13 protein-coding genes are annotated in these 13,018 nt (G+C 40.1%); 1 reads left to right on the top strand and 12 read right to left on the bottom strand.

What is annotated here, in order from left to right:
* Positions 1 to 100 precede the first annotated feature (100 nt).
* The 12 genes from RV00_RS03025 to RV00_RS02970 all read right to left on the bottom strand — a co-directional run bounded on the left by RV00_RS03025 (position 101) and on the right by RV00_RS02970 (position 11,647).
* A complete protein-coding gene (locus RV00_RS03025) occupies positions 101 to 739 on the bottom strand; it encodes a bifunctional 2-keto-4-hydroxyglutarate aldolase/2-keto-3-deoxy-6-phosphogluconate aldolase (protein WP_071861132.1) in 639 nt (212 codons plus the stop codon).
* Positions 740 to 748: 9 nt separating this feature from the next.
* Entirely contained in the window at positions 749 to 1,291 is a 543-nt protein-coding gene (gene hxlB, locus RV00_RS03020; RefSeq protein WP_071861131.1) for a 6-phospho-3-hexuloisomerase, read from the bottom strand.
* Positions 1,278 to 1,913, bottom strand: coding sequence for an orotidine 5'-phosphate decarboxylase / HUMPS family protein (locus tag RV00_RS03015; protein ID WP_071861130.1), 636 nt, complete (start codon positions 1,911 to 1,913; stop codon positions 1,278 to 1,280). Before RV00_RS03015 ends, hxlB begins: the two co-directional genes overlap by 14 nt.
* A complete protein-coding gene (locus RV00_RS03010; RefSeq protein WP_071861129.1) occupies positions 1,913 to 2,872 on the bottom strand; it encodes a sugar kinase in 960 nt (319 codons plus the stop codon). The genes RV00_RS03015 and RV00_RS03010 overlap by 1 nt, the downstream gene beginning before the upstream one ends.
* A gap of 19 nt (positions 2,873 to 2,891) precedes the next feature.
* Entirely contained in the window at positions 2,892 to 4,163 is a 1,272-nt protein-coding gene (locus RV00_RS03005; RefSeq protein ID WP_071861128.1) for a gluconate:proton symporter, read from the bottom strand.
* Positions 4,164 to 4,175: 12 nt separating this feature from the next.
* Positions 4,176 to 4,421: a hypothetical protein gene (locus RV00_RS03000; protein ID WP_071861127.1), complete on the bottom strand. Its 246-nt coding sequence runs from the start codon at positions 4,419 to 4,421 to the stop codon at positions 4,176 to 4,178.
* Positions 4,422 to 4,454: 33 nt separating this feature from the next.
* Entirely contained in the window at positions 4,455 to 5,195 is a 741-nt protein-coding gene (locus tag RV00_RS02995; protein ID WP_071861126.1) for a sugar phosphate isomerase/epimerase family protein, read from the bottom strand.
* Between the two features lie 183 nt (positions 5,196 to 5,378).
* Positions 5,379 to 6,362, bottom strand: a complete 984-nt coding sequence (locus RV00_RS02990) for a LacI family DNA-binding transcriptional regulator (protein WP_071861446.1) — start codon at positions 6,360 to 6,362, stop codon at positions 5,379 to 5,381.
* Positions 6,363 to 6,453: 91 nt separating this feature from the next.
* Positions 6,454 to 7,548 (bottom strand): YncE family protein, encoded by a 1,095-nt coding sequence (locus tag RV00_RS02985; protein WP_071861125.1) that lies wholly within the window; start codon positions 7,546 to 7,548, stop codon positions 6,454 to 6,456.
* A gap of 666 nt (positions 7,549 to 8,214) precedes the next feature.
* Positions 8,215 to 8,934: a GntR family transcriptional regulator gene (locus tag RV00_RS02980; protein WP_071861124.1), complete on the bottom strand. Its 720-nt coding sequence runs from the start codon at positions 8,932 to 8,934 to the stop codon at positions 8,215 to 8,217.
* Positions 8,935 to 9,003: 69 nt separating this feature from the next.
* A complete protein-coding gene (locus tag RV00_RS02975) occupies positions 9,004 to 10,119 on the bottom strand; it encodes a GDSL-type esterase/lipase family protein (protein ID WP_071861123.1) in 1,116 nt (371 codons plus the stop codon).
* A 73-nt stretch (positions 10,120 to 10,192) separates the two neighbouring features.
* The gene (locus RV00_RS02970; protein WP_071861122.1) at positions 10,193 to 11,647 is read right to left on the bottom strand and encodes a PTS transporter subunit EIIC; all 1,455 of its coding nucleotides are present in this window, start codon (positions 11,645 to 11,647) and stop codon (positions 10,193 to 10,195) included.
* 330 nt (positions 11,648 to 11,977) lie between these two features.
* Between RV00_RS02970 and RV00_RS02965 the strand changes: the two genes are divergently transcribed.
* Positions 11,978 to 13,018, top strand: a complete 1,041-nt coding sequence (locus RV00_RS02965) for an alpha/beta hydrolase (RefSeq protein WP_071861121.1) — start codon at positions 11,978 to 11,980, stop codon at positions 13,016 to 13,018.

Raw genomic sequence — 13,018 nt, 5'->3', positions numbered from 1 at the left:
AAAAAGCTCTGTGACAATCATCTGTCACAGAGCTTTTTTAACTAAATAGAGACTGTGCCAGATTTGACTTTTGGCACAGTCTCTAGTATTAGTATTCTTCCTATTCCTCGCGCCACTTCGCCATGTACTCTCTGGCTGTCTCCGTGACTTTTTCGTAATCTTGATCGGCGACTCCCTTAAATAAATTACCGCCAACGCCAACCATTAAAGCACCCGCTTGCTTCCAAGCCAATAAATTAGCTAAATTGATCCCACCCGTAGGCATCAGATTGATCTGAGGCAAAGGTGCTTGAACGGACTTAATAAATTGCGGATCAAAATTATTCGCTGGGAAAAGCTTGACGACTTCCGCTCCACTGATCATTGCCCGCTGCATCTCCGTGATAGTCATACAGCCGGGAAGATAGGGAACTTGGTATAAGTTGCATAGTTCGGCCGTTGCTTGATCAAAACTAGGGCTGACGACAAATTCCGCTCCAGCCATAATCGCCAACCGAGCGGTCACGGCATCTAAAACGGTCCCCGCTCCAACTACTACAGCTTGGTCAGCTTGATAGATTTCCTTTAACTTGGCAATCACTTGATCGGCATTTGGAACCGAAAAAGTCACTTCGAGGCCATGAATGCCCCCTGCAACTACCGCTTTGGCAGCTTCCAGGGCGCTCGCAGTATTGTTTTCTCGCACAACCGCTACCACGCCAGCTGCTTCTAACCGAGCAAGAATTTGGCTTTTCTTCATTTTGATCGCCTACTCTACATTCACGTGTTCATGTAGTGCCTCTTCGTTAGAGGTTTGATCACGTTTCGCTAGTTTTAATGTTAAAGCGTCAAGAGTGATATGCACGGTTTGATCGAACAGCGTTGATAATAACTGAACTGATTTGATGCCTGCACCGGTTTTCGTTGCACCGGGAACGACGATTACTTGATCAGCCAATTGCGCCAAAGGAGATTCTGGATCACTCGTTAATGCGACGATATCCAATCCCAATTTTTTAGCGGCTTCTGTATCATTCACGATTCCTTTGGTTGTACCGGAACCTGAGATTGCTACCCACGTATCGCCTTTTTGAATCGATGGTGTGATCGTTTCCCCCATCACATAATCCGTATAGCCAATATGCATCAAACGCATTGCAAAACCTTTTGCCTGAAAACCGCTGCGGCCTGCGCCGATCACGAAAATCCGTTTATTTTTTTGAAATAATGGCAATGCTTGATCCAATTGCTTTTCATCCACCAAGTCCATGACTTGATTGATTTCTGCCATAATCGTTTTAATTGTTTCCATTGTGAATAGCCTCCATAAACTCTTTTACTGCTGCCACGGGATCGGCTGCTTTAGCGATTTTTGAACCAACGATCACCACTTTAAGTAAGTCCTGCGCGGCTAATTTTTGAACTTGTGGTAAATCGATCCCACCAGCGACCGCTAACCGTTTAATCGTTGGAAATTTCTGATGAAAATCTGCCACGCTGCCGACAGCATCCAGCTTGTCTTCACGATCAATCGAATGATGCAGTGCATAGATTGCTTCAGGAAAATTACTAATAGCGGCAATCTTTTCATCACTGACTTCTAACAGGTCGATCATCATGGTCTTGTTTTCTTTTTGTGCTACTTCATAGCAAGCTTGAAGGGTGGCATGCGAGGCCGCCCCCATGACCGTGACGATATCTCCGCCATGATGAAAGGCTTGATTAAATTCATAGGCGCCTTCATCGATCGTTTTACTATCGACTAATAAACTGGTTTGTGATAATTCTCCTCGCAGTCTGCGAATGGCTTCATTCCCGTAATCTTTCACTAATGAAGTACCCATTTCTAAGATATCGGTTTTACCATCTAATTGTTTCGCCAATCGGGCAGCATCTTCTAATGATACCCGATCGATCGCTGTTTGTAACTTCATTATTTCACCTTCTGATTTTTTAAAAATGCTTCAAGTTCTGTTGGTGTTGGATAGCCATCGTTATCGCCAGGTGATTGTACGGCCATTGCACCAATCGCATTCGCACGGATTACCGCGTCTTTCAAATCTTTGCCTTCAATTAAGGCGGTCACTAATCCGACTGCAAATCCATCCCCTGCACCCACGGTATCAACTACTTTTGCGACTTTAAAACCAGGAACGGTAAAGCTCGTGCCATCTTTTTGCTTCACATAAGCCCCTTCTGTTCCAAGTTTAACAATGACTGTTTGTGTCGCTTCGCCATTGTTCAAATAGAAATCAGCGATTGCTTCTGGTTCGCGACTACCCATCAAAATTTCACCTTCATTGATCCCTGGCAAAACGATTTCTGCATGAGAGGCAAGGTCGTTAATTGTTTCTACCATCTCAGCTTCGCTGTCCCATAATTGGGGGCGTAGATTTGGATCAAAAGTTGTACGAATCTTGTGTTCTTCCAATAATTGGATCAAATAACGGAAAGCTGTCTGTGCTTCTTTCGAGATTGCTGGGAAAATCCCGGATAGATGCGCCATTTTCACATCAGAAAAATCAATTTTGTCTAAAACTTCCTTTTCAAAATGAGCGGCAGCCGAACCTTTACGGAAATAGAAAATGCTTGGATCGCCCTCACTTACTCTATCCTTTAATTGGAAAGCTGTCCAAAAATCTGATGTTTCCGAAATATAATCAGTGCCGATTTTATTTTCGTGCAGGCGGTCAATAATAAATTCGCCAAATGGATCTTTTCCGACTTGCGTAATATATTCACTGCTATGACCTAAGCGAGAGACACCGACAGCGACATTGACTTCTGCTCCTGCTAAAAATTTTTGAAAATGAAGTGCGTCCTTCAATGATTTATCAACTTCCTCTGATCCAAATAATGCAATCGGTTCACCAATCGTTAAAAATTCACTCATCTTAATTTCCTCTTTTCTTTTATAGTAAAATATATGCTGCAATTAAGTTCAAGACTGTTGCTCCCCAAGCCCATGGTAGGCCGGTAAGTAGAAATGTTTTCGTATCTAGGCCGGCGTATTGAACTGACCATAAATTCCATGATTGTGTGATACAAGCTGAAACGCCCATCATAGATGGTACTACTAATAAGCCATATAAGAAGTATTGATCGAACATGCCTGTGCCGACTAGAATCGCGGCCGTTGCGGCACCCGCGCCATAAAGCATCAATGGTCCACGGAAATAAGAGAGCGGTGCAACAATCGCTACAATAATGATCAACGCTAATTTATTATCTGGAATTACTTGTTGGAAGACACTAGTAAAGCCTGACATTGCATGAACAGCGGCTGATTGAAACATCGTTAAGACGAACAACATAATCAGCAAGCCAGCAATATCACTAATCGCATGTTTCGCTGTTTCATTCATCATAGTGACAAATCTTGAATATTTCTTCATATTGCCAGTTGCTGCAAACGCGATGATGGTTGAAAGTAACAACGCAGGAACAGCATCCCACTTAGCAAAAATACTCAAAGCCACCGGCATTACGGGTAAAATATACGTCCACATAGGAACTTCCACGATTTCTGTCTCAGAGTCACTTTCAATAATCTCAGGCGTACCATTACGAATTTTCTTAGCATTGAATAAGATAAAGATGACTAAAATCACCATTTGAATGCCCATCGCAACAAAGCCAAAGCGTTGGTAATGCGGACCCCAAGCGACTTTCGGGAAGAAAACCTGGAATTGAACAAAAAGAACATTGTTCACGTACATTGCAGCCCCGATCGCGATTGTAAAGACTGACACCGCAATGTTTCTAGGTACACCAATCGAAAACATGATTGGAAAAAGAATGACACCAACCGCAATCGCCGAACCAACCCCATATGAGCTAGTAAAAATTAGAGCGATTACAAAAGCAATCAAGATCGTTGCCAAGACCGGACTTTTCTTACCGACCTTTTCTGTTCTGCGGCTAATACTCCCGGCGATCCCAGTATCGACTAATACTCGACCAAACCAAGAACCAAAAATAATATAGGCGGCTGTTTTCCCATAATTTAAAACTGGTTCAGTAAAAATTTCTTTAACCGCTGTGTTGAAAGGCACCAATCCAATCGCTGTCCATAAGACAGCCATAACGAAGAATCCAACCGTTAAATTACCACCCTTCATGGCATAGATAACGAAAATAATAAAGGTTACTGCTAATAAAATGCCTGTTATTGCGCCCCCCATAAGTAGCGCCTCCTAATATTTATTTAGTTCACTTAAAATGCGTTGGTAGTTTGATGCTGGTTTCTTATGATCTTCTATAAAGAAGTCATTTTCTAAGTGATTAAATTTTTGAATCATATAATACGCTGTCAGATAGGCGGCTAATGCTTCTTTTGCCGCACCTTCCATATTCTCTGTGTCGATCTCAGGACGATTAATCGTTTCCATAAAATGGTAAGCAAATTTTTCAGCGTCAATCTTAGTATGTTGCTCTGTCATTACCGTTCCTCCTAGTCTTTTATCAGCGACTGTCTAATCAATCGCTTCTTCTAAAAGTTTCTTCGCTTCAAGAATTTCTGCATTTGAGGTTGTTGGATATTCAATCGCGATTGGACGATTCTTCGGTAAGATCGTCAAAACCTTACGCCAATCGATTTCGCCATGATCAAGTCCAGCGGCTTTTGGCTGATCATTTTCATAGCCAACATCCTTCATATGGATATATTGAACATAGTCTGTCAATGCTTCAGCGGCTTTCATTTCGTCTTCACCAACGAAGCGCCAGTTTCCTAAGTCATAAACATAACCGATGGCTAAATCCGCGGCTTTAATCGCTTTCATATACGTTTGAATAGCAGCGATCGTTCCTGATGTTTGGGTTTGATCATTTTCAATTGTAATTGCCACACCGCTTTCGATAAGCGTTTTCAATTCATCCTCATGTAAATCCCCTTCAAATGCACCGATGTTCCATTTGATATGTTTTACACCCATTTGTTGAGCTTCTGCTAAATAGTTTTTCAATTTTGGATTAATCTTTCCATCTACATAAACTTCATCTGGAACACTATAAAACAATTCAAGCTTCAAACGTTCAGCCTCTGCTTTGATAACAGGCATCTCTTTTTCAAGATCCTTAAAATATTCACGACGTATTTCAACAGATTGAAAACCTAACTCAGCAATTTCGGGTAATAATTCACTTTGCAATGCACCATTTTCCACTTTTTCAGCAAAAACTAAAAAATTAAGCACTAAACGATTGTCTTTCATAAAACCCATCCTCTCAATTTGTTAACCGGTTTCTATAGATGTATAGTAAACCGGTTAACAAAAAATGTCAACGGTTTCATGATTAAAAAACATTTCTTTAATTACAAAAAAGAGCAGCATCATTTAGAAATCGGTTTCCAAACGACACTACTCTATAAAATTTATTTTAAAAATAACGAATATTTACACCGATTTACGCCAACGAATTGCAGATGGCACGATAATTTCCCCCACCGGTTGTTTGTCCTTCAACAACTCCAGCAAATGCGTTGCCGCTCTTTTTCCAATTTTTCTCGATGGCTGCTCCACGCTGGTGATCCCCGGACCCACTAACTCCGTCAAATTCCAATCATCAAAACCGGTGATTCCAATTTCTGCTGGAATGGAGATATTTTTATGAATCAAAATCGTCAAACTCTCCATTAACACCCGTCCGTTAGAAGCAAACAATAATTTCTTGTTTGGCTGCTGCAAGATTTCTTCGATTTTTCCAGTCATCTCATCTTCATCGCTGACTTCGATTAAGTGACACTGTTTTTGCGATTTAAGGACCGTCTCCTGCACCGTTCGATAGCGATCTTCCCGAGTACTGACATCCTTGACCGGCTCACTAACGACAAAAACATGTTCATACCCTTTTTCCAAGGCTTTTTCGATCACTTCTTTGGTGGCAGCGATATTATTGGTGATCACTGATGTCCAGCGTTCAGGCTCTGTTTGCCGATCCACTAAAAGCAATGGGATATTGTGTTCGGCGATAAATTCATAATTACTCGATTGCCGAGATGACGGCTGTAAAATAATCCCTTCCACACTTTGATCAATCAGTTTTTGCAACAATTCTTTTTCAAGACTAACTGAATTCGCCGCATCCATAATAATCATTTGATAGCCGCTTTTTTCCAGTACCGATCCAATCCCTTTTAAAAGCAACGAAGAGTACATATTTGAAATATCGGCTACCACCACACCGATCAGATAGCTGTGCTTAGATTTTAACGCTTGCGCCTGCTTACTTGGCCGGTAGCCCAAGCGCTCAATCACGTCAGCAATCCGAGCCTTCGTTTCCTTCGACATATTTCCGTAATTGTTATTCAGAAAACGCGAAATAGTTGTTTTAGAAACACCCGCTTCTTCAGCGACTTCTTTGATGGTAATTTTTTTCATTTTGTCTTCTCCAACTGTCTTTTTTTTATTATTGTATCGAACTTTCCTACGATTGAAAAGCAGCCAGGCAACCGGCTGCTTTTTTTCACAATTATTCATCCGTCTTTTCCAATAAATCATCAATTCTTAATTGGATCGCATGATCCACTAAGACGGGATTTCTTCTTCGATAAGGAAATGCGGCCCCTTCAAAAAGGGTAAAGAGCTGATCGTCACTAACGGTTATTTGTTCGATATAGGGCGGCGTATCAACCTTGAATTCCGCATCCTTAATCGAGAAATAGCGATCAACTTTATCTAAGTTAAAAAAGTAAATCTTTCCAGAACGTTCTGGGCCCCAAGATTGGGACATCAACAGATAATCTTTATAAAAGGCAATCCCTTGAACCATCGCCAACGTTTTCCAAGCACCAATGGAGCGGGCAAATTGCGGTGGTGCTACGGGCATCTGTGTTGCCTTGTTTGGCTGACCAGCATCAAAGCTAGAGACCTTTTCCTGTGAGGTCGTCGTCAACTCCCCTTGATCATTCAAACGGTAAGTACTCATACGCCCATATTCATCTAAAGTGAAATAACCTACCACTAATACACCTGAAGTATAAGTCAAGGCAGAAGCGCGGGCGATATTATTCAAAGAAATCTGCTGATGATAAGCTACTACTCGCTGATCTTCCAACTGATAGTCTTCCATCACTTTTAAATCAATCGACGCCAAGCCGGCGTACAGTCCATCCGTCGTCACCCAGACACGCTGATGCTTCGGATCATAGGCGATTCCGCCAAGATGCGGATGCCCAGGTAAAACCACTGTTTTTAAATAGCGGTGCGTTTGCCGATCCAACATATAGATTACCGAATGGTTCTGATGATCATGACTATAGGCTGAGATCAATACATATTTGTCCGTCAAAGCAATGCCCTGCGGCGTCATGGTTTGACTCTCCGCTATTTTACCTGTTGCCAGACTAAGCGTTGCTGCTTCATACAATCCCGGAATCTTATACATCCCAAAATCCTCGACAGCCGCTTTATCAGCAAACGCTGCATGATAAAATCGGTCATAAGGCTCCACAATCTTTTTCTGCTGCGCATCCGTCAGTCCATACTCCGATGCCGCCACAGACCCAGGAGAAGAATATAAAAGACCTAAAACAATTAGACCGCCAGCAACCCATTTTCGATACAACTTGAACACCTCCACAAGCACCAACATCTCTCTACTAAAAACATAGCAGATATAGGCCAGAACAACAATTAAAGCGATGCAATAAAATAAAAACGAGCTTCCTATGAAGATAGACACTCATTATTCTACATACAAATCAATTTTTTTAATAAATTTAATATGTCGTTCTTAAGATGAAGCCCGGATCCATTACGATCTTTTTTCAATTATCCTCTTCGTAACCATTATATTAGGTAAGGTAAAATAGACGCTTTAATGCCTTCTAAAGTTCTGACCGAGATGGTCATATTGATTCTATTTTTTCTAAAATAATTTTGGACACAGTTACTAAAATTTTAATGCTAATATTGATTATATCATGATTGTATAATTATTCTGGAACTAGAAATAATAAACTTCAAACACCTTTTTCATTAGAAAAACCTTTTATTTGTTAGAAATGATTGGATTAGCCGATTGATTATACAGCTAGCAACCTAAAATGCACCATTTTATTAATTGCTTCACATCGTTTGTTAGATTTTTCAAAGAGATCCTTTTTGCTTGGTTTGCAGGGTCAAGACTAAACAACAAGAGAACAGAAAAAACGTACAGCAAAATTCAAACTGAACTTTGCTATACGCCCACGTGCATTACAAGACTCATTTTTTATGACTAACACTATTTTCACAAATCCGCATTTTGTGCGAAATAAGTTAAACTAAATCGATCTGGAACGAACCGGCTTTGAGTATATTCAAAGAGCCTCCCCATGTCATTAAAAACAAGATTCTCCATGACACCTACACAATTGTTCGTTCCAAGATCTAGATACTCCATATCTTTCTCATCAGCTTTCGTCACTAAAAAACGACGCTTTGCTGCGGCGATATGGACATCTTGATCCTTTAAGTATTGATAGATTGACTTTTCCGCGATAGATTTAGTCAGAATAGGGACTTGGTCAAAACGAAAATAGCTGATATCTAGCATCAAAGGATCACCATTTAAGATTCTGAGTCTTTCAACTTGATACAAGATCTCACCTGTAGTAAAGGGGACCTTCCCCTGTAATTTTTCATCTATGATGATTTTTTTTAAGCACAAGACTTTTGTCTCTGTTTCCATTTGATTCGCCTGTTCGATCGCTTCTAAACCATTAAATCCGCCAGCATCAAAGTCCCAGCGATCATCAGCAATAGTTTCTAAAATAAGGACTCCACGGCCCTTGACACTGTAGACCAGGCCTTCTTCTTTTAGCATCAGAATCGCGCGACGAATCGTGTTGCGACTTGTGTTGAATTCTTGCGTCAATACGCTCTCCGTCGGCAGCATTTCCTCATACTCACCATTTTTAATACGTTCTTTTAATTTCATATATATAGGATAAAACTTTGCTCCAGCCATATTGTAATCGATCCTTTCCAGTAACGACTCGATATTTCTAATTCTACTGGATTAGCCGATAATAAACAATCATATTTCCATTTTGATAGCTGAGTCGATTAACGGCTTCAGCACATTGAATACGGCGGTCCCAATTACAACAGCTCCATCCGGTGAAAAATGAAGGTGATCGCCACAATCATATAGGCCTTGCAAAGAAGCTACATCATCAGTTTGTTCGATTCGTGCTGCGATATCGATACAATGTGGATATGAACGAATAAAATCATTAACTGTAGAACGAATAGCTTCTTTTATCGGATTCCAGGAACTAATCTCACGATTGACAGCACCTTTGAAAGGAGTAATAGTCATTGGTACAAATAGGATTCCTCTTTCAGAACAAACTTCCGATAGTTTTTTGATTGCCTTGATCAAAGCATCAGCAGTAGGCAATTCATTTTCTGGACACCCCGCACCCGGATGGAACAAATCGTTAATCCCGATCATAGAGACCACCAGTTGCGGACTCTTTTCTAGAACATCTACCTTAAAGCGTTCGACTCCTGCTGGGCCAAAACTTTCGTTCCATTCAGATTCCGAATTTCCTGCTAAGAGGAGACGGTTACCAGAGATGCCCGCATTAAAGGTAGTAACTTCATTTGGATATTCCTCATAAAGCATCGTAGCAACTTGATTACTGAAATAACCTTGGTTGGTTAAAGAGTCTCCGAAAAATCCGATGGTCATTTTAGATGAAGTCTCCGCTTGAATCGTCGTTATTCCAAAATAAAAATTTTGTTGGATATCATCTTCATAATCTAGTACTTCTACTAAATGATGGTCTAGAGAACTCGCTAAAGTATTGATCGTTCCTTTTTGATTGTGCACCGTGATTTCTACGTAAAGCGGTTTGCCCGCATGGATAGGAAATGAAACCGTATCTGTCCAAATTTTACTGAAAGCGGGGATATTGAAAGTTGCCATACCCTCACTAGTTACTGTGACTGCTTGCTCAAAATGAGCATTACCACTAATCCGTAATCTATCGACAATCAAAGGCTGTTCATCATATTGATTCGTCATCTCAAGGCGTAATTGATCACCTTCCGTATTATGTAAAAAGCATAAACGCTGTGGTTTGTCTAAGTTATAGTTAAGATTATGATAGTTTGAAAAAACTTGTTGCCATACTATTTGTTCCATACGTTTCACCTTCATATCATTTTTAGAAAAAGATCTGAGATGCAAGTCTACTTGCAACCCAGATCCGATTTTTTTACTCGACTACAGTCTGTGTTGCTACATCAACTTCTGATTTTTCTTTCTTTGCGAATTTACCATAAGCAAAAGTTGAAGCGAAAGATAGTATAAAAGCTATACCCATAACTAAATAATGCTTTGCCCAAAATTGTGCTGGAATGATTGTGAATGACAAAGGACCACTTGGACCTAATGAAATGGCATAAACTTTGAACATCATTATAAGTGCTCCAGCAACACCAGCGCTCAGAATCGAACAAATGAAAGGATATTTAGCAGGAATCGTGACACCAAACATAGAAGGCTCAGTTACCCCTAATAAAGAAGATGTTCCTGCAGATATAGCAATACCACGTTTTTGCTTAGAGCGTGTCAACAATGCCATAGCGAAATCCGCGCCTGCTTCCGCAACGCATACGATCGTAATGATTGATAACATAAAGCTTTGTTGAGTTTGAGCGATCAATTGGATATTGACTGCAATAAAAGCGTGATGCATACCAGTCACAACCAACGGTTCCCATAAAAGGCCAAACAAGAAGCCAGCAATAATCGGGCTAAAATTAAATAAACTCATGATTCCATTTGTAATTACTGTTGCCACTTGGTTCATAAATGGTCCAATCGCTAAGAAAGTCAAGAAAGCAGTAACAACGATCGCCACTGGAGCCACCACGATTAATTGCAAAGTATCTGGAACGATTTTCTTCAATTTTTTTTCTAAGAAAACTAATACCCATGATGCTACTAGAGGAGGCAAAACTGAATTTTGATAGCCTAACTGCATTACTTTAAGACCAAAGATATGCCAGTATTCCGGTTTTACATCTCCATTTATAACGGAAGACATTTGCGAACCGGGTAACAATTGGGCATTGATCAAAACTAAACCTAAGAACACACCCAACATTGGATTGCCACCAAAGCGTTTGACCGCCGACCAAGCAACTAAAACTGGAATATAAGTGAATGCCGTGTTCGCTATCATTATAATCATATCAGCCAGTCCTTGAATCTGAGGATGTTGTGCAACTAAAGATTCAGATCCAAAAATACCAGCTGAAGTCAAAATATTTCCAATTCCTAGCAGTATACCAGCTCCTACAATCGCTGGTAAGATTGGAATAAAAATATCGGAGAACGTTTTCAATCCTCGTTGGAAAATATTTTTCTTTGATGCTTCAATTGCTTTTAACTCTGCTGCATCCGCTTGTTGAATCCCAGTTTGCTTTTCTACTTCATCGAATACCTTATCCACTGTTCCGGTACCAATAACAACTTGGTATTGTCCATTAGAATGAAAAGCCCCTTTCACTAAGGGTATCTCTTTAACCGCTTTTTCGTCGATAGCCTTTTCATCTTTGACAACGAAACGCAAACGAGTCACACAATGGGTCAACATTTTGATATTTTCCTTGCCGCCAACATGATCTACAATCTCTTTGGCAACATCACTATACTTATCCGCCATTTTTCTTACCTCCCAAAATGTATAAACAACTTTAATTATTTGTTCAAACAAATAATAATGCCCTTTCATTGCTTTGTCAACAGTTTTGTTGAAAACTATTTTTATTTTTTTCTTGTTAAAAATCAGAGATAAATATCCTCTTATTGAGAACGTCCTTCTATCTATGTATTCATACTATTACAATTATTTGTTCAGACAAATAATTGATTTCTAGAATATACTGTGTTACTATGCAAACGAATACAGTTAGAAATTTATTTACAAAATTATTAACTAAGCTTGCTAATTTACATGTACATTAATTCTTAGAAGCTATAGGAGGTTTTTGCTATGACAAGTTATCAAGCAGTTTTGAATTCTTTAACTGAGAATAGCGTTGAAGAAACAAATGACGGCTTGACTAAAATCATCAAACCCATCAACTCCAAGATCTTTTCGGGTGAATACAGTCCATTAATTTTTCCCGCGCTGGAAGAAAAATATCAAGAGGCGCGCCCAATCGACAAAAATTTGGAAAAACTCCGTACTGGAAATAACGTAGTCGGTACAATCGACTTCCCTGGCGATAATGTATCAACTACTACCAAAATTATCGAGTATTTAGAAAGAAAAGTCTCGGTTGAAATCCTTACTCCGCGACAATTAGAAGTAGACGCCGTTTTAATCTACTTTCACGGAGGTTCATTTTATGGAGGAACGCCGGCAGATGTTCATGATTTTTTAAAGGCGATCGCACAAAAAAGCGGCCGACAAATTATTAGTGTCGACTACAGTTTAGCACCAGAACACCCATTTCCGTCTGGAATCTGGGATGGCGCTGCGGTCATACTTTATTATCAGCAAAAACTGCAACGAACAGTCGCGATTGCGGGTGATTCAGCCGGCGGAAACATTGCTCTAGGAGCTTCATACCTTTGCCATGAGATGGGGGCCCCTGCCATAGAAGCACAAATCTTACTTTATCCTGTGCTTACATTTGATTTACATGCTCAAGATTTGTGGAATGTCAACGCATACCCAGTTATTCCTGTTCAAAAAAATATCCGAGACAATCTATTTGAACGTACGTTAAGTTTAAGCACTATCATGAAAGAGTACTATCTGCAACATGACGAAAAAATTGACGCACCTCTGACCTCCCCATTGGCAATGAATGAAATCGGTTTTATGCCAAGAACTCTATTTTTAGTCGGAGAATATGATTTCTTTCGTCAAGCAAACGAAGTATTTGCAAAAAAACTTGTGAAAGCAGCTGTTCCTGTCAGCTTTCTTCAATACAGCGGTATGATTCATGCCTTTGCACCTTTAATCGGCATCTTGCCTCAATCAGAAGACGTTGTTAACGAGATCAGCAGTTTTTTACGTATTTAA

Origin of the sequence: Enterococcus devriesei (genome assembly GCF_001885905.1) — a bacterium.
GTDB classification, from domain to species: Bacteria; Bacillota; Bacilli; order Lactobacillales; family Enterococcaceae; genus Enterococcus_A; species Enterococcus_A devriesei.
The sequence above is the reverse complement of the archived record's forward strand: the minus strand, read 5'-3'. Positions and strand labels throughout refer to the sequence as shown.

Excerpts from the sequence above, each read along its gene's own strand:
- RV00_RS02965 (WP_071861121.1), top strand. The coding sequence starts at position 11,978 with ATGACAAGTTATCAAGCAGTTTTGAATTCTTTAACTGAGAATAGCGTT.
- RV00_RS03010 (WP_071861129.1), bottom strand. The coding sequence starts at position 2,872 with ATGAGTGAATTTTTAACGATTGGTGAACCGATTGCATTATTTGGATCA.
- RV00_RS02990 (WP_071861446.1), bottom strand. The coding sequence starts at position 6,362 with ATGAAAAAAATTACCATCAAAGAAGTCGCTGAAGAAGCGGGTGTTTCT.
- RV00_RS03015 (WP_071861130.1), bottom strand. The coding sequence starts at position 1,913 with ATGAAGTTACAAACAGCGATCGATCGGGTATCATTAGAAGATGCTGCC.
- RV00_RS03025 (WP_071861132.1), bottom strand. The coding sequence starts at position 739 with ATGAAGAAAAGCCAAATTCTTGCTCGGTTAGAAGCAGCTGGCGTGGTA.
- RV00_RS03000 (WP_071861127.1), bottom strand. The coding sequence starts at position 4,421 with ATGACAGAGCAACATACTAAGATTGACGCTGAAAAATTTGCTTACCAT.
- RV00_RS02970 (WP_071861122.1), bottom strand. The coding sequence starts at position 11,647 with ATGGCGGATAAGTATAGTGATGTTGCCAAAGAGATTGTAGATCATGTT.
- RV00_RS02980 (WP_071861124.1), bottom strand. The coding sequence starts at position 8,934 with ATGGCTGGAGCAAAGTTTTATCCTATATATATGAAATTAAAAGAACGT.
- RV00_RS03005 (WP_071861128.1), bottom strand. The coding sequence starts at position 4,163 with ATGGGGGGCGCAATAACAGGCATTTTATTAGCAGTAACCTTTATTATT.
- hxlB (WP_071861131.1), bottom strand. The coding sequence starts at position 1,291 with ATGGAAACAATTAAAACGATTATGGCAGAAATCAATCAAGTCATGGAC.
- RV00_RS02975 (WP_071861123.1), bottom strand. The coding sequence starts at position 10,119 with ATGGAACAAATAGTATGGCAACAAGTTTTTTCAAACTATCATAATCTT.
- RV00_RS02995 (WP_071861126.1), bottom strand. The coding sequence starts at position 5,195 with ATGAAAGACAATCGTTTAGTGCTTAATTTTTTAGTTTTTGCTGAAAAA.